At 39.2% G+C, this 15847-nt stretch carries 17 protein-coding genes; 9 read left to right on the forward strand and 8 right to left on the reverse strand.

All coding sequences use genetic code 11. The features are described from left to right. Window positions 1-21: 21 nt before the first annotated feature. Complete coding sequence (gene dcm / locus FJR09_RS11490) at window positions 22-1341, forward strand: DNA (cytosine-5-)-methyltransferase (RefSeq protein WP_168653530.1); 1320 nt, start codon at window positions 22-24, stop codon at window positions 1339-1341. 24 nt (window positions 1342-1365) lie between these two features. Here dcm and FJR09_RS11495 read toward each other — a convergent pair whose 3' ends face one another. From FJR09_RS11495 to groES, 3 genes are all read right to left on the reverse strand, one after another. Then, a complete protein-coding gene (locus FJR09_RS11495; RefSeq protein WP_168653529.1) occupies window positions 1366-2067 on the reverse strand; it encodes an NgoBV family restriction endonuclease in 702 nt (233 codons plus the stop codon). A 165-nt stretch (window positions 2068-2232) separates the two neighbouring features. Beyond that, the gene (groL, locus tag FJR09_RS11500) at window positions 2233-3867 is read right to left on the reverse strand and encodes a chaperonin GroEL (protein WP_168654083.1); all 1635 of its coding nucleotides are present in this window, start codon (window positions 3865-3867) and stop codon (window positions 2233-2235) included. 107 nt (window positions 3868-3974) lie between these two features. Next, complete coding sequence (gene groES, locus FJR09_RS11505) at window positions 3975-4286, reverse strand: co-chaperone GroES (protein ID WP_015083039.1); 312 nt, start codon at window positions 4284-4286, stop codon at window positions 3975-3977. A 1045-nt stretch (window positions 4287-5331) separates the two neighbouring features. Here groES and FJR09_RS11510 point away from each other — a divergent pair. Beyond that, a complete protein-coding gene (locus FJR09_RS11510) occupies window positions 5332-6009 on the forward strand; it encodes a response regulator transcription factor (protein ID WP_015083038.1) in 678 nt (225 codons plus the stop codon). Between the two features lie 84 nt (window positions 6010-6093). Here FJR09_RS11510 and FJR09_RS11515 read toward each other — a convergent pair whose 3' ends face one another. Then, entirely contained in the window at window positions 6094-6384 is a 291-nt protein-coding gene (locus FJR09_RS11515) for a Uma2 family endonuclease (RefSeq protein ID WP_015083037.1), read from the reverse strand. A gap of 48 nt (window positions 6385-6432) precedes the next feature. Beyond that, window positions 6433-7305, reverse strand: a complete 873-nt coding sequence (locus FJR09_RS11520; protein WP_015083036.1) for a ParA family protein — start codon at window positions 7303-7305, stop codon at window positions 6433-6435. Between the two features lie 298 nt (window positions 7306-7603). Here FJR09_RS11520 and FJR09_RS11525 point away from each other — a divergent pair, with 298 nt between their 5' ends. The 4 genes from FJR09_RS11525 to ureC are packed head-to-tail and all read left to right on the forward strand — an operon-like array spanning window position 7604 to window position 10871. Next, the gene (locus FJR09_RS11525) at window positions 7604-8443 is read left to right on the forward strand and encodes an urease accessory protein UreD (protein ID WP_015083035.1); all 840 of its coding nucleotides are present in this window, start codon (window positions 7604-7606) and stop codon (window positions 8441-8443) included. Window positions 8444-8482: 39 nt separating this feature from the next. Next, the gene (ureA, locus tag FJR09_RS11530; RefSeq protein WP_015083034.1) at window positions 8483-8785 is read left to right on the forward strand and encodes an urease subunit gamma; all 303 of its coding nucleotides are present in this window, start codon (window positions 8483-8485) and stop codon (window positions 8783-8785) included. A 22-nt stretch (window positions 8786-8807) separates the two neighbouring features. Beyond that, the gene (locus FJR09_RS11535; RefSeq protein WP_015083033.1) at window positions 8808-9113 is read left to right on the forward strand and encodes an urease subunit beta; all 306 of its coding nucleotides are present in this window, start codon (window positions 8808-8810) and stop codon (window positions 9111-9113) included. A 51-nt stretch (window positions 9114-9164) separates the two neighbouring features. Beyond that, complete coding sequence (gene ureC, locus FJR09_RS11540; protein ID WP_015083032.1) at window positions 9165-10871, forward strand: urease subunit alpha; 1707 nt, start codon at window positions 9165-9167, stop codon at window positions 10869-10871. Between the two features lie 109 nt (window positions 10872-10980). Here the strand turns inward: ureC and FJR09_RS11545 are convergent, their stop codons facing one another. After that, on the reverse strand, window positions 10981-11697 hold the full coding sequence (locus FJR09_RS11545) for a pirin family protein (RefSeq protein ID WP_015083031.1): 717 nt from the start codon (window positions 11695-11697) through the stop codon (window positions 10981-10983). A 528-nt stretch (window positions 11698-12225) separates the two neighbouring features. Here FJR09_RS11545 and FJR09_RS11550 point away from each other — a divergent pair. After that, window positions 12226-12636 carry a thiol-disulfide oxidoreductase DCC family protein gene (locus tag FJR09_RS11550; RefSeq protein WP_168653528.1) on the forward strand — a complete coding sequence of 137 codons (411 nt, stop codon included), beginning with the start codon at window positions 12226-12228 and terminating at the stop codon, window positions 12634-12636. On the opposite strand, the gene FJR09_RS11555 is transcribed toward FJR09_RS11550, so the two are convergent. Next, window positions 12633-13055 (reverse strand): hypothetical protein, encoded by a 423-nt coding sequence (locus FJR09_RS11555; protein WP_015083029.1) that lies wholly within the window; start codon window positions 13053-13055, stop codon window positions 12633-12635. The two genes, FJR09_RS11550 and FJR09_RS11555, sit on opposite strands and share 4 nt — an antisense overlap. 138 nt (window positions 13056-13193) lie before the next feature. Here FJR09_RS11555 and psbQ point away from each other — a divergent pair, with 138 nt between their 5' ends. Together psbQ and FJR09_RS11565 are read left to right on the forward strand one after the other, a co-directional pair. After that, entirely contained in the window at window positions 13194-13646 is a 453-nt protein-coding gene (gene psbQ / locus FJR09_RS11560; RefSeq protein ID WP_015083028.1) for a photosystem II protein PsbQ, read from the forward strand. Between the two features lie 650 nt (window positions 13647-14296). After that, complete coding sequence (locus FJR09_RS11565; protein WP_168651362.1) at window positions 14297-15454, forward strand: FAD-binding oxidoreductase; 1158 nt, start codon at window positions 14297-14299, stop codon at window positions 15452-15454. Window positions 15455-15519: 65 nt separating this feature from the next. On the opposite strand, the gene FJR09_RS11570 is transcribed toward FJR09_RS11565, so the two are convergent. After that, entirely contained in the window at window positions 15520-15759 is a 240-nt protein-coding gene (locus tag FJR09_RS11570) for a hypothetical protein (RefSeq protein ID WP_168654084.1), read from the reverse strand. Window positions 15760-15847: the final 88 nt, after the last annotated feature.

Raw genomic sequence — 15847 nt, forward strand, 5'->3', positions numbered from 1 at the left:
TGTTAATATTAATAGCTAACAATGTCTACCACTATTAAATTTATTGATTTATTTGCAGGAATTGGGGGAATGAGATTAGGCTTAGAAAAAGCCTGTAAATCTTTAGGAATTCACAGCGAATGTGTTTTAACTTCCGAAATTAAATCTACAGCAATTAAAGTTTATCAACAAAATTTTAATGAAGATAAAATCTGGGGTGATATCACTGAAATATCAAGTCAAAAAATACCTGATTTTGATATTTTATTAGCTGGATTTCCCTGTCAACCTTTTAGTAGTGCAGGAACAAGACAAGGATTTTTAGATACTAGAGGAACTTTATTTTTTGAAATTGAACGTATTTTAAAAGATAAATCACCTTTTGGATTTTTATTAGAAAATGTTGAAGGTTTAGTTCAACATGATGACGGTAGAACATTAACAACTATTATAAATAAATTAGAACAATTAGGTTATCAAGTTAAATGTGATGTTTTGAATGCTAGAGATTTTGGTGTTCCTCAAGATAGAAAAAGAGTTTATATAACTGGAACTAAGACAAACCCTATTTCTTTAAATTTTCCTAGAAATAATAAATCTGTATTATTAAATATTTTAGAAACAGGTTGTCCGACTTTACAAACAAATTTTGTTAAGAAATTATTAGCACAATATTCTCTTGATGAACTTTATGGTAAATCTATTAGAGATAAAAGAGGAGGAGAAGATAATATTCACAGTTGGGATTTAGAATTAAAAGGAAATGTTAGTAGAGAACAAAGAGAATTACTAAATTTATTACTAAAACAAAGAAGAAGAAAAAATTGGTCTGCTAAAAAGGGTATTCAGTGGATGGATGGAATACCGTTAAGTTTAGATGAAATTGAGACTTTTTATCAACATAAAAATTTAAAACAAATATTAGATGATTTAGCCAATAAAGGTTATTTAAAATATGAACATCCTAAAGATATTCAAGAAGTAGTAAATAAAGATGGTAAAACAGTAAAGAAAAGAGAATATAGACTTGATTTACCAAAAGGCTATAATATTGTAGTTGGTAAACTCAGTTTTCCAATTAATAAAATACTTGATCCTCATGATATTTCACCAACTTTAGTAGCTACTGATATGCAAAGATTAGCAGTAGTTGATGGTAAAGGGTTAAGATGTTTAACAATTAGAGAGGGATTAAGATTATTTGGCTTTCCTGAAGATTATCACATTAATTTACCTATCAATAAAGCATTTGATTTATTGGGAAATACTGTAGTAGTTACTGTGGTAAGAGAAATTTCGGAAAGAATAGTTATTCAAAAAATGCTGTCAGTTCCTAATAAGGTTTATGTATTGACTAGATAAGACTAATAAACCTTACTGTAAGTCTTATAGTTCATTTCCTGTATGATACAAATAGTTATTTTTGACTGTTTGTAGCCAATTCACACTATTATTTTTTGTCTCATAATATTGCATTAATGTATCGTATAATGTTTCTACAAAATCTAATCTAGATTTAAAGTCTTTTGTTTCAGAGTCCCAATTAGATGTTGAATTTGGCCTAATAGTAACAATTCGCTTATCTTCTGGTTTTTCATTTTTATCATTTTTGTTACCTCTTTTTTGGTGAGTAATAGTACCATCTTTTGATTTTCCGGTAATTTCCCAAATCTTTTTCAGCCAAATATTTTCAATTTTAAATTTGTAGTTTTTTAATTGATATTCAAAAATTAAGTAATCCGCATCTAATATGTAAGCTTCTGTAGTTAAACCATGACAATAGGCTTTAAAGTTTCCCACATCAAAAGCTGGACTATCGCTAAATGTTTTGACTTCAAGTAACCCTTTTGTTTTAGAATATTCCTCTAGCAGAAAATCAGGAAACTTTTGTGATTTTGTTGTAAAATAAATACCTTTTACTTTCATCCACCCAGAAAACCATTCTTCAAATAAATTACCAATACCATCTTTTCGATTAATTTTAATAGGCATTTGAAGAAAATCAAAAGTAATTTCTCCTTTTTGTTCCGTAATTTTATCTTGAATCAATAAATTATAAATTTGATTAGCAATAGGATGATACGACATAGACAGTATTAATTAATAATCTCGACTCAACATATCATCGGTATAAGAATTAACTTAATTTATTAAGATTGTCTTTATACTAAAAATAAAATTTAGCCATATAAAAAACAGCCGCTTCCGTAAGGAGGCGGCCATTATTCAAACTAGGAAAACTACGAAAAGATTTTAGTAATCGTAATCTCCACCCATACCAGCGCCAGCAGCAGGAGCGCCGTCTTTCGCTTCAGGCTTATCAACAATGATACATTCGGTTGTCAACACCATACCAGCGATAGAAGCAGCGTTTTGCAGAGCAGAACGAGTTACTTTAGCAGGGTCAACAATACCAGCAGCTAACATATCAACGAATTCGTTGGTAGAAGCATTGAAACCAATGTTGAAATCTTTTTCTTTCACTCTTTCAGCAATTACAGCGCCATTTTGACCAGCGTTTTCGGCAATTCTCTTCAGAGGAGCAGGTAAAGCCCGAACAACGATTAAAGCACCAGTCAACTCTTCATCTTTGAGGTTGCTGTGCGCCCAAGCTTCCAATTGAGGAGCGAGGTGAGCCAAGGTTGTACCACCACCGGGAACAATACCTTCTTCTACAGCAGCCTTGGTAGCGTTGATAGCATCTTCCAAGCGGAGTTTCTTGTCCTTCATTTCGGTTTCGGTAGCTGCACCAACTTTAACTACAGCAACACCACCGGACAATTTAGCCAAACGCTCTTGCAGTTTTTCTTTGTCGTAGGAAGATTCGGTTTCTTCCATCTGACGACGGATTTGCTCAACACGAGCCTTCACACCAACTTCATTACCTTCAGCCACAATTGTGGTGCTGTCTTTGGTGATGGTGATGCGGCGGGCTTTACCTAAGCTTTCTAGCTTAGTGGTATCTAGTTTCAAACCAGCGTCTTCGGTGACAAGTTGACCACCAGTTAAGACAGCGATATCTTCTAGCATAGCCTTACGGCGATCGCCAAAACCAGGAGCTTTCACAGCAGCCACGTTGAGGACACCGCGTAAACGGTTAACTACCAAAGTTGCCAAAGCTTCTTTTTCGATGTCTTCAGCAATAATTACCAAAGGACGACCGGAACGAGCTACTTGTTCGAGGACAGGAACTAAATCTTGTACCAAAGCAATCTTCTTGTCAGTCAACAAGATGAAAGGCTCATCGAAAACGGTTTCCATCCGTTCTGCATCAGTAGCGAAGTAAGGGGAAATATAACCCTTATCAAAGCGCATCCCTTCGGTGATTTCCAATTCGGTGGTCATAGACTTCCCTTCTTCTAGGGAAATTACGCCTTCTTTGCCCACCTTGTCCATAGCTTGAGCAATCATAGCCCCGACTTCTTCGTCGTTACCAGCAGAAATTGCCGCAACTTGAGCGATCGCTTTAGAATCTTCTACAGGGCGAGCGTGTTCAGCAATTTTTTCGACTAAAAAGGCAGATGCTTTGTCAATACCGCGCTTCAATAAAATCGCATTAGCACCAGCAGCAACGTTCCGCAAGCCTTCTTTAACAATGGCGTGAGCCAAAACGGTAGCTGTGGTTGTACCATCACCAGCAGCGTCATTGGTTTTGGAAGCAGCTTGACGAATTAGAGCTACACCAGTATTTTCGATGTGGTCTTCTAATTCAATTTCTTTAGCGATGGTGACACCATCATTAACGATTTGTGGTGCGCCAAATTTCTTTTCTAAAACTACGTTACGACCTTTGGGTCCAAGGGTAACAGCTACAGCTTCAGCGAGAATATCAATACCACGCTCTAGAGCGCGACGGGCGTTTTCGTTGTAAATAATGCGCTTTGCCATAATAAGTCTAAATCCCGGTAGTAAATTAAATTTTTCTGATTTTCAAAGAAATTGGTGAGTGGTGAACAGGTAATTCGGAAAAATCCTTACCCATCACCCATGCCCAATTAGCTGACGATTGCTAAAATGTCTTTTTCAGAAAGCAATACATATTCTTCTGTAGCCAACTTGATATCGGTGCCAGCATACTTGGAGTACAACACTTTATCGCCAACATTAATGTCCATTGTTTGACGAGTCCCGTCGTCATTGCGCTTGCCAGGTCCAACAGCGGCTATTTCGCCAACTTGGGGTTTTTCCTGAGCATTATCGGGCAAAAACAAACCGCCTGCGGTTTTTTCTTGGGGGGCGCTCACTTTGATGAAAACGCGATCGCCCAGGGGCTTAACGGTGGAAACGCTTAAAGATACGGCTGCCATACAAAATTTTTTGCTAAATTAGCACTCTCGACTCATGAGTGCTAATCTAGCTTTATATAGGACATAATAGCAATCATGACTGGTGTACGGGTTTCCGAACTAGGGCTAGGGTAGCAATACTTAAGTGCAAATATCCAATTATTTTAGTTGTCAGGGTTTGTTGCGTAGGTAATGAATATTTTGATATGGACAACTTTATTTGCAAACTTGGGAAATTGTTATAGAACTGTAATCAGGGATCTACTCAATGAGTAACAGCACCGTGATCCACGAACAGGCATCTCATCCCTAAAACTACTAGGGAACTGGGAACAGGTAACAGGGAACAGGTGACATTACCAATTACCAATTACCCATTACCAATTACCTATTGCCCAAAACAGATAAATGCTCAATTCTGTTACAAATCGGCTAGTCTAGAACTTGGTAATGCTGTTAACAAGGACTGGGGGAGCGATCAACCCATCAGTTAGCACACAGTTATTCCATAGGCATCTTCACAGCCAAAGCCAAAAACTTGCGTGTTTGTTGTTCTAGAACGATAATGGTAGTTTACCTAGATGGGGTCTGGTATCGCCAATTAAATCCAGAAGTCATGAGAGCAGGTCATCCAAGACCAGTAAATTGGCCATGAGGATGGTGAAAAAATCTGTATTTTTAACCCATGCTTTGCCAAAAAAAACTTCCCGGCTGATTTTGAACCTCTGATAGAGGCTTCACATCCTAAGGATAAGTAGAGCAGCAGTATGCCAATGAAAGCGCAGGTGAGTTTTGAACTAAGGTCATCTTGAAAAATACCGACTTGTGATTCACAAGGACGATAATTTAATCAGGGTTTTCAGCCTGCAACTTTCAAATGGATCTATAATAGCGCATTATAAAGACTACTGCTATACGTATCCTTACTAGACTTTTTCCATTCACCTGCAAGTCTGTTGAAAGTAACTAACACTTTTAAGACTTAGGGGAGTTAAAGTAAGTTAAGTGGGAAAAAAGACAACATCCTAAGTCATCCACCATACGGGATAACTATATCAATACCTTAATGGATCGAAGCGCGAGAAGTGCCACTGTTATGAAAGAACCCAGCATGAAAGACCACAAAAGACTTCTATTCATTGATGATGACCCTAACCTCATCTTGCTGGTGAAGGATTACTTAGAGTTCCGGGGCTACGAAGTCATCACGTCCGCCAATGGCAGAGAAGCCCTGGATCTTCTAGAAACCGAAGTTCCAGATATGATCATCTGTGATGTGATTATGCCGGAAATGGACGGATACACTTTTGTCGAAGAAGTCCGCAAGACTGAACGAACTAGTTGGATTCCCGTTCTTTTCCTCTCAGCTAAAGGTCAAAGTGCAGACCGAGTTAAGGGGTTAAATAAAGGTGCTGACGTATATATGATCAAGCCCTTTGAACCGGAAGAACTCGTAGCACAAGTAGAATCCTCACTCAAGCAAACTGTACGTTGGAAAGAACATCAAACCAAGGGTGGGGACAGCAGTTCTCGTATCCAAGTTCCTTTCGATGTCCAGTTAACCCCCACTGAACTGAAAGTAGTCCAGTTTGTCGCTAGGGGTTTAGCAAACCGCGAAATCGCTGAAGAATTAAATGTCAGCCAGCGGACTGTTGAAAGCCATGTGTCCAATATGTTGGGCAAAACCAATCTCCACAACCGGACTGAATTAGCACGGTGGGCGATTGAAAATCAAATGGCTTAAACAATTTTAGATTTTGGATTTTGGATTTTGGATGATTTATCTAAGGTCTAAAGTCCAAAATTTTTGATTTTGGATTTGGGAAAATTACGCTGGAGACGGAAAATCTACATCTTCATAAAGTTGCGTCATTGTTCCTGCAAAGTTAATGCTTTGTAATTGAAATGAAGTTTCTTCTCCTACATAAGACTGTAATACCCAAAGTCCATCTTCATTGCGGCGGAAACATTCAACTCTCGGTTTTTTCGGATTAATTAAAATATATTCTTGTAAAGTTTCTATGATATATCCATCAATGTATTCATACTTAATGGGGCTATTTTCTTCTAATTCTAAATATTCTTCTGGGGTGATGTAAATTTGGGAAGAAGCAAACATATTCAAAACCTCACAAATAAGATAAGATGTAGGGTTAACACCTGCTAGTCATGGTAAACTAACCATCTGTAAGAGATTAACAGAATTCTGATTTAGTCTTTGCATAAATTCCTTAGTTAATTTTACCATTGCATCATGGGTATCACCGTATTTTTGTTTGTATGTTAGCTGCATACTAAAATCTAAACTTTCAGCAACTTTTGCTCTTTCCGGGATTTTATTGGAGAAAGTTGGTGGAAAGAAAGGATTCACAATAATAAAATTTAAATTCTGTGTTTGGGCAACCGTTCCGTTATAACGAGAAATTAAAGTTCCTATCGGGTTGAGGTGATGTTCATAATCTTGATTAAACTTCTCAATCTGTTTGAGTAATAGTTCTAAACCATGAATTGACATTCTGCTAGGGACACAGGGAGTAAGACAAAAATCACTGGCATAAAACGCGCTTTTGATAATATTATTAATACTGGGTGGACAGTCTATTAAAATGTAGTCATACTCTGCTAGCAATGGAGTGATAATTTGCCGCAAAATAGAAACAGAACTTTCTGGTAAATACTCTTGCACTTCAAATAATCTTGGACTGCTAGGAATTAGATGTAGGCAATTAAAAGAGTTTTTATTTCTGACATTAGAAACTTCTTCTTTGACTATAAATTTATCATAATTACCATTTGCTAAAAAATATTCAGCATTTTTAAACAAAAAAGGCAATGTCAACCCTCGATTATTATATTGCCATTCCCAAACTTCCTCAGACATTAAGCCAGTAGTTAAGTTACTTTGGGGGTCTAAGTCAATAGCAAGAACACGCTGACCATACATTGTATCCCCTGCTAAATACTCTGCTAAGGCCATAACAAGAGTAGTTTTGCCAACTCCACCCTTAAGGTTACAAACGCTAATTACTTTGGCTGTCATATTTTTTAGTAGATGCTGTATTGATGGAAATGCTGTTCTATTTTGACCGAAAATGGTACAAAATTAACAACTAAAAAAGATCAAAATTAAATTAAAAGTGATTTTCACAAAAAAACTAATAATTCTCCTTGCTGCCATAAAATTAGGATTCCACTGAACATTACAAAGGAGATAACGAGTTGACAGAAAAGTAATAATCTGTAATTCTTGAATTTTTATCCCAAAATTATTTAAATCTATTTAGCACAATATGTTAAACCGTACAAATCAGGTGATTAATTTTTACTTTACCCCATAAATGATTGAGAACACCCAAACAATACAAGGTTGGCATGGCTTACTTAACTTAGTCTATGCTAATCGCCAAGATTCCACTCAGTTAATTTATAACCACCATCAAGCCCCATTAAAGGTACAACGCCCCTTTTACCCGGAAGGACAAGAAATTTGCCATAGTGTGATTTTACATACGGCTGGGGGCATTGTGGGGGGCGATCGCCTATCCTCTCATATTCACCTCCAACCCGATACAAACGCCTTGATTACTACAGCCGCTGCTGGTAAAATATATCGTAGTAATGGCTTACCAGCAAGACAAACCGTAAATATCCAAGTTGATAGTCACGCTTGTTTAGAATATTTGCCCCAAGAAACGATTTTATTTAATGGTGGGATTTATCGGCAAGATTTACGAGTAGAATTAGCTACGGATGCGAGTTATTTAGCTTGGGAAATTACGCGGTTTGGACGCAGTGCTAGGGGAGAAAAATTTGTACAGGGAGAGATGCGATCGCACACGGAAATCTGGCAAAATGGTATACCCCTATGGATTGATAGACAAATCGTTCCCGGTAGCGAAGAAGTGTTTCACAGTCCTCATGGTTTAAGAGACAATCCCGTTGTTGGTAGTTTTGTTGGCGTTGGTTTCCCCATATCTCCAGAAATCATCAATCAAGCACGTTCTTTAATTATTCAAAACTCTGATGCTGGAGTAACTCGCTTACAACATGGATTTTTGTGCCGATATCGTGGTAATTCTACATCCCAAGTCAGAAGTTGGTTTACAAATATTTGGCAAATGTTACGAGTATCTTGTCTAAATCGTGGTAATTGTATTCCTAGAGTATGGCAAATTTAAACGAACCACAGAGACGCAGAGAACGCAGAGGAGGGAACAATGCAGCTTACACCCCAAGAGAAAGATAAATTATTAATTTTCACCGCTGCTTTAGTGGCAGAAAGACGTAAAAATAGAGGGTTAAAATTAAATTATCCTGAAGCAGTTGCCTTTATTTCTGCGGCGATTTTGGAAGGTGCAAGAGATGGTCAAACTGTAGCAGATTTAATGAGTTATGGTACGACTTTATTAACTCGTGATGATGTTATGGAAGGGATTCCTGAAATGATTCATGATGTTCAAGTGGAAGCCACTTTTCCTGATGGTACAAAGTTGGTAACTGTACATAATCCTATTAGATAAATTTTACGCAAGGGAAAAAATTATGATACCAGGCGAAATCATCACACCCAATGGTGAAATAGAATTGAATGCAGGTCGTCCAACTACTAAAATAATAGTCGCAAATACAGGAGACAGACCAATTCAAATAGGATCACACTTTCACTTTTACGAAGTCAATACCGCTTTAAACTTCGACAGAGAAAAAACACGAGGAATGAGATTAGATATTCCCGCCGGCACAGCCGTCAGATTTGAACCAGGAGACGAAAAAGAAGTTACTCTAGTTCCTCTCGTTGGGACACGCCAAATCTACGGCTTCAACAACAAAATTGACGGAGACCTCTAAAATTCTCTCTGTCTCTCTGCCTCTAAAGCGTGATAAAAAAAGGATAAAAATATGCCCTACAAAATGAACCGCCAAGCCTACGCCGATACCTTCGGACCAACAGTAGGAGACAGAATTAGATTAGCCGATACAGAACTATTTATAGAAGTAGAAAGAGACTTTACAACCTACGGTGATGAAGTGAAATTTGGTGGGGGAAAAGTCATTAGAGATGGGATGGGACAATCCCCAATTTCTAATCATGATGGTGCAGTAGATTTAGTTATTACTAATGCTTTAATTCTCGATTGGTGGGGAATTGTCAAAGCAGATATTGGCATTAAAGACGGCAAAATTTATAAAATTGGTAAAGCCGGAAATCCCTATATTCAAGACAATATAGATATTATTATTGGACCGGGAACAGAAGCTTTAGCCGGCGAAGGAATGATTCTCACTGCGGGGGGAATAGATACCCACATCCATTTTATCTGTCCCCAACAAATTGAAGTCGCTATTGCTTCCGGTATTACCACCATGATTGGTGGTGGGACAGGCCCAGCTACGGGAACAAATGCCACAACTTGTACCCCTGGTCCCTGGAATATGTACCGAATGTTGCAAGCTGCTGACGCATTCCCTGTCAATTTAGGATTTTTGGGCAAAGGTAACACCAGTCAACCCCAAGGACTGATAGAACAAATCGAAGCCGGGGCAATGGGGTTAAAACTCCATGAAGATTGGGGAACAAATCCAGCCACAATTGATACTTGTTTGACCGTTGCTGATGAATATGATGTGCAAGTAGCAATTCATACTGATACTTTAAACGAAGCCGGCTTTGTGGAAGATACAATTGCCGCTTTTAAACATCGTGCTATTCACACTTATCACACAGAAGGGGCTGGAGGTGGTCATGCACCAGACATTATTAAAGTTTGCGGACAAAGTAACGTTTTACCATCTTCCACTAATCCTACCCGTCCTTACACCGTCAACACTCTAGATGAACATTTGGATATGTTGATGGTATGTCATCATTTAGATGCAGCTATTCCTGAAGATGTATCTTTTGCTGAATCCCGTATCCGTCGAGAAACTATTGCTGCGGAAGATATTCTGCACGATTTAGGTGCGTTTAGTATGATTGCTTCTGACTCCCAAGCAATGGGGCGTGTCGGTGAAGTAATAATTAGGACTTGGCAGACAGCACATAAAATGAAGGTGCAACGGGGAAGCCTTGCTGGTGATAGTCATGCCGATAATTTACGAGCTAAACGTTATGTTGCTAAATATACAATTAATCCGGCAATCACCCATGGTATTTCTGAATATGTGGGATCAGTAGAAGCGGGGAAATTAGCCGATTTGTGTTTGTGGAAACCTGCTTTTTTTGGTGTCAAACCGGAAATTGTCATTAAAGGCGGCATGATTGCTTGGTCACAGATGGGTGATGCTAATGCTAGTATTCCCACACCCCAACCTGTATATATGCGACCGATGTTTGGCAGTTTTGCTGGTGCTAGAAATGCAACATCATTAACTTTTGTGTCTCAAGCTGCTTTGTCCAGAGAAATTCCTCAACAATTAAAATTAGGGAAATTAGCGATCGCAGTTTCAGGAACTCGTCAAATTACTAAGCGAGATATGAAATTAAATGATGCTTTACCTCATATTGAAGTAGATCCAGAAACCTACGAAGTTCGCGCAGATGGTGAATTATTAACTTGTGAACCAGCAACCGTTTTACCAATGGCACAAAGATACTTTCTCTTTTAGAATAGATGAAGATAAGATCCCCGACTTCTGACATCAATTTATAATTTGTGGACACAATAAATAAAAGAAGTCGGGGATCTGGATATGAACGATTGCTATAACTGAATACTTAACCTAAATCAAACAGTAATATTTCTGCATTTGAATTACTGCTAATTGTTAATTTCTCTTCTCCTGTAATTTCTACTCCATCTCCAGCTTTCAATTCGTGATTATTGAAAATTACTTCACCTTTAGCTATTTGCAACCAAGCATAACGATGGTTTTGGACATGATAATTTACCACATCACCTTGTGCTAAAATTCCCGCATAGAAAGAGACATCTTGGTGAATAGTTACAGCCCCATCTCGTCCATCTTCTGCCGCAATTAAACGCAGTTTTCCCTGCTTCTCTGACCTAGGAAAAGCTTTTTGTTCATATCTAGGTTTTAGTCCTTGCTGATTTGGTAAAATCCAGATTTGTAGTAGGTGTAATTCTTCAGTTTGAGAAGGATTAAATTCGCTGTGCATAATTCCAGTTCCTGCACTCATAACTTGTGCTTCACCGGGAAGAATTACCGAACCTGTACCTAAACTATCTTTATGTTCAACCGCACCTGATAAAACATAAGTGAGAATTTCCATATCTTTATGTCCATGAGTCGGAAATCCTGCACCAGCAGCAATGCGATCATCATTAATCACTCGCAAAGAACGGAATCCCATCCGGTTGGGATCATAAAAACCGCTAAAGGAAAATGTATGATAACTATTCAGCCAATCAATATGATTATGTCCACGGGAATTGCCATCATGAATTACATAATTAATGGTATTTTGAGTCATGATTTTACAAAAAAAGGGAACAGGGAACAGGGAACAGATAAGAAACACTCATTTGCACCAGTTTAGAGCTTCTGTCAAAAAAAAAGATGTTTTTAAAAGATGCGTAGCCCGAAAAAACAGTGTCATTATTTCAATCTCATGTTTAAAAACATGAGTTTCTCCTGTTAGAAAGTTGCCCGTTCCCTGTTCCCTCTGAATTTGCTATTTAATAGTTAGTTGTCCTGGGAAATTGCCAAAGCAGAATTAGTTTTTTCACTGTTTATATAGTAAAGTAGATAAGTAGGTGAACGGAAAAAAAACCGAAATATGTAACGAAAAGTAAAGTTGCCCAAAACCTCTTCCCTGTTCCCAGTTAAGAGTTCCCTGTTCCCTTGTCATAACGACAATTTTTAACGCCAACCTACTTACAGATAAATTCACAAATACGCACTAAAAAGTAAGATACAAGAACCCCAACCCCCCCGCAAGCGAGGAGGGTGCTATGATGTCTCTCGTTCAAGTGCATAACGCTATATAGCCAATAATTTTATGAATTACTACGTGATCTATGATGGCAACTGCAATCTTTGTGTGACTTTAGTGCAGTTGTTGGAAAATTTAGACCAAAGGAAACTGTTTCGCTACGTTTCTATGCAAGATGAGGAGACATTATCTCAATGGGGGATTACCTCGACAGATTGTCAACAGGGGATGATTTTAATTGATGGTAATGCTACAGAAAGACGTTGGCAAGGTAGTAATGCGGCTGAGGAAATTGGGCGACTATTACCTCTAGGAAGCCTGTTTGTCGAGGCTTATCGGACGTTACCGGGGATGAAATGGGCAGGAGATAGGTTTTATGAACAAATTCGGGATAATCGTTATACATTGTTTGGTAAGCGTTCCCAAACCTATCAATCAGCATACTGTGTAGATAGTAGTTGTATTAACAATCCTTAGTTTCCATTAAACACCTCTAAAATTTGCCGACAAACCTGTTTTAGCTTTTCCCCAACAACAGCCGAGGGTGTGGAATCACCAACAAAACTCCAAGTTTCAACGGTAGAAAGTCGCCAAACTTCCCCACTGTGGTCAAATCCAGCAGCTTCGACACCAATGGCGCGACGGTGATGAGTGATGGGATCTTGATAAAATCGGATTTGAATTAAAATACTGCGACAGCGCCAAGATTTGCTGATACCAGGAAAGTGAAAACCAATGTCTATGGAATCTGGATCTACTAATTCTCTGGTTTCTGGGTCATTGTGCCAGGGTTTAAGATCGGATTTGACATCAGGAAATTCATATTTAAATAAATTTACTACTGTAGCAATTTTGCTGGCAAATTCTAGGTTTGTGGCTTGTTCGGCTGCGTTCACTCAATAATACTCCTCTATTCGCTTGGTCTGTGGGGAAGATCAAGACAGAAAAACCTAAGTTAATTGTAACGGTTCATTACATAGCGATCTAAAATAACACTGTTAATCTGTAAACAAATAAAAAATTAATTTTCATCTATGGTGCGTCAACGTTCTATTTTTTCACTGATTTTTGGATTATTGGCCACATTTTTGATTAGTTGTGGTAGTCCTACTGTTGCTACTGTACCACCATCTTATACAGCAGCGGAAGTTGCCAAAATTCAGGAATATGTTCCCGGAATTCAGATGGTGCGCGATCGCTCTTCAGAACTGAAAAACCTCATTTCTAAGGGTGAATGGGTGAAAGTGGGTAATTTTATCCACGGACCAATGACAGAAGCTAGGTTAAATATGACTTATATCATTCCTAATCTAGCCAAACAAAACCAAGCCAAAGCTCGACAAATCAGCAAAGATTTGTTGAATGACTTAGTAAGAATTGATCAAGCTGCTACTGCGAGCAATACTAGCCTAGCTGCGAGTAAATACAAGGAAGCTTTTGCAGATATTGACAAATTCTTAGAACTAGTTCCTGAAAAGAGTAGCTAAGAGAGGAGTCACCGAGTCAGGAGTCACCGAGTCAGGAGGAAGAAAGAAGAAGAAAGAAATTTCTCCCCTGTTCCCTGTTCCCTGCTTCATTTCGAGTCTTGAATCACAAAATGCTAGGGTGATGGAGTGATAGGGTGGAAAAGAAGACTTTTGATTCTTCACCTCTGACTCCTAGCAAAAACCGTCAGTAACCCAGCCCTGAAGGGACTGAGCTTGCAAGAGTAATCAAACAAGCTGTACTGACCAGACCACCCTGAGCTTAGTCTCATGGTAGCCGTTATTTGAGTCACGACACCTGGGAATGCGTTGCTAGTTCCCCGCTCTGTCGCTTGTGATTAAACAGTTCTAAGGTCACTGGAACAGTGTTGCAAGCTCAAGCAAGCTCTTATAACTGGTCGTTCGCGCAGCGTGCCGGAGGCATCTAGCTAACATTACCCCAGAAATGGGAGGCTCTTTGGAGCAAAACATTATGCGTACAGAGTTGGGAATTTTGAATCGGTAATTGTCCCGTTGAAAGTACATCACAAGAGTACCCCGAATTTCCCAACTCCAAGGCGGTAATGAAAAAATATTCAAGGTGGTTAAAACCGCTCGTGTCGCTTTCCTCTCAGCACTGAAGTGTCTGAGTTTCCCACTTACCGGGTATTCTTATGAATATAGTAATTATCGGCTGTGGTGTGGTTGGGGCGGCGATCGCCTATGAACTCAGCCAAGTTAAAGGTTTAAACATCACCGTTTTCGAGCAAAAACAACCTGCACAAGGTTCTACCAGCGCTGCCCTCGGTGTTTTAATGGGCATAATCAGTAGTAAAACCAAGGGTATTGCTTGGCGAATGCGACAAAATAGCATCCAACGCTATGAAACTTTGATTCCTGAATTAGAAGGGATTACAGGGCGAAAAATCCCTTGTAACCGTCAAGGAATCGTGATGCTGTTGTCAGAAAATTTAGAACACCCCTTAGAAAGTGGGGTTGAGGTGCTTTCAGAATGGGAACAACTGCGAGAAATTCGCCAATCTCAAGGTTGGGAATTGCAAGTTTGGGATCAAAAACAACTGCAAAAATATTGTCCCCAAGTTAGTGATCCGCAAATTATTGGTGCTGTCTATTCTCCCCAAGATTTACAACTAAATGCCACAGCTTTAACTTTAGCCTTAGTAGATGCAGCCCAACGCAATGGGGTAAAGTTCAAATTTGGTGTATCTGTGACGGGAACAGAAACCCCACCTCCACCACCCCCAACTCCTTTACACATCAAAAAAGGATTGGGAGAACCACATAAATGTAATTTTATTGAAACTACAGAGGGCGAAGTTGCCGCTGATTGGTTTATCATGTCTGCGGGTTTAGGTTCAACGGACTTAACTGCACAATTAGATCAAATGGTGAATATCCGTCCGGTGCTGGGACAAGCTTTATATTTAAGTTTAGGACGGACTTTAGGAAATCCTGATTTTCAACCGGTGATTACTGGTAATGATGTGCATATTGTACCAATGGGAAATGGTGATTATTGGATAGGAGCAACGGTAGAATTTCCTGATGATGAAGATCAAATATCTCCAAGTCAAGAATTATTGGATGCTGTCAGACAACAAGCGATCGCATTTATCCCAGATTTAGCCGCAGCTAAGGTTCTCCGCACTTGGTCAGGATTGCGCCCTCGTCCCGAAGGCAGACCAGCGCCAGTAATTGATAAGTTACCGGGTTTTACGAACATTCTTCTGGCTACGGGACACTATCGCAATGGTGTTTTACTCGCACCAGCCACAGCCACAGCGATTCGGGAAATGATTGTACCCCAATAATAATTAAGATCCCCGACTTCTTAAAGAAGTCGGGGATCTGCCAATTCATCAGTACCCATTACCCATTACCGTAGGGGGAGTAGGGTGAGTAGGGGGAGTAGGGGAGAAATTTCTTCCTTCTTCCTTCTTCCTTCTTCCTTCTTCCTTCTTCCTTCTTCCTTCTTCCTTCTTCCTTCTTCCCTACCTCCCGTACCTCCCGTACCTCCCGTACCTCCCCTACCTCCCCTACCTCTTCTTCCTCCTGAACTCCTGACTCCTGAACTCCTGACTCCTTCCTTCTGATAGCGAAGCGTGGCGTTAGCCATACTCCTGAACCATTACCTGATGACTAGTACACTGCGGCGCAAATCAACCAACAATTAAAAATTCCACAAAAAGCTTGTGTAATCTGCT

The sequence above is a fragment of the Dolichospermum sp. UHCC 0406 genome (genome assembly GCF_009712025.1).
GTDB classification, from domain to species: Bacteria; Cyanobacteriota; Cyanobacteriia; order Cyanobacteriales; family Nostocaceae; genus Dolichospermum; species Dolichospermum lemmermannii.

Coding starts and splice junctions, on each gene's coding strand:
- dcm (WP_168653530.1), top strand. CDS start 22: ATGTCTACCACTATTAAATTTATTGATTTATTTGCAGGAATTGGGGGA.
- FJR09_RS11495 (WP_168653529.1), bottom strand. CDS start 2,067: ATGTCGTATCATCCTATTGCTAATCAAATTTATAATTTATTGATTCAA.
- groL (WP_168654083.1), bottom strand. CDS start 3,867: ATGGCAAAGCGCATTATTTACAACGAAAACGCCCGTCGCGCTCTAGAG.
- groES (WP_015083039.1), bottom strand. CDS start 4,286: ATGGCAGCCGTATCTTTAAGCGTTTCCACCGTTAAGCCCCTGGGCGAT.
- FJR09_RS11510 (WP_015083038.1), top strand. CDS start 5,332: ATGGATCGAAGCGCGAGAAGTGCCACTGTTATGAAAGAACCCAGCATG.
- FJR09_RS11515 (WP_015083037.1), bottom strand. CDS start 6,384: ATGTTTGCTTCTTCCCAAATTTACATCACCCCAGAAGAATATTTAGAA.
- FJR09_RS11520 (WP_015083036.1), bottom strand. CDS start 7,305: ATGACAGCCAAAGTAATTAGCGTTTGTAACCTTAAGGGTGGAGTTGGC.
- FJR09_RS11525 (WP_015083035.1), top strand. CDS start 7,604: ATGATTGAGAACACCCAAACAATACAAGGTTGGCATGGCTTACTTAAC.
- ureA (WP_015083034.1), top strand. CDS start 8,483: ATGCAGCTTACACCCCAAGAGAAAGATAAATTATTAATTTTCACCGCT.
- FJR09_RS11535 (WP_015083033.1), top strand. CDS start 8,808: ATGATACCAGGCGAAATCATCACACCCAATGGTGAAATAGAATTGAAT.
- ureC (WP_015083032.1), top strand. CDS start 9,165: ATGCCCTACAAAATGAACCGCCAAGCCTACGCCGATACCTTCGGACCA.
- FJR09_RS11545 (WP_015083031.1), bottom strand. CDS start 11,697: ATGACTCAAAATACCATTAATTATGTAATTCATGATGGCAATTCCCGT.
- FJR09_RS11550 (WP_168653528.1), top strand. CDS start 12,226: ATGAATTACTACGTGATCTATGATGGCAACTGCAATCTTTGTGTGACT.
- psbQ (WP_015083028.1), top strand. CDS start 13,194: ATGGTGCGTCAACGTTCTATTTTTTCACTGATTTTTGGATTATTGGCC.
- FJR09_RS11565 (WP_168651362.1), top strand. CDS start 14,297: ATGAATATAGTAATTATCGGCTGTGGTGTGGTTGGGGCGGCGATCGCC.
- FJR09_RS11570 (WP_168654084.1), bottom strand. CDS start 15,759: ATGGCTAACGCCACGCTTCGCTATCAGAAGGAAGGAGTCAGGAGTTCA.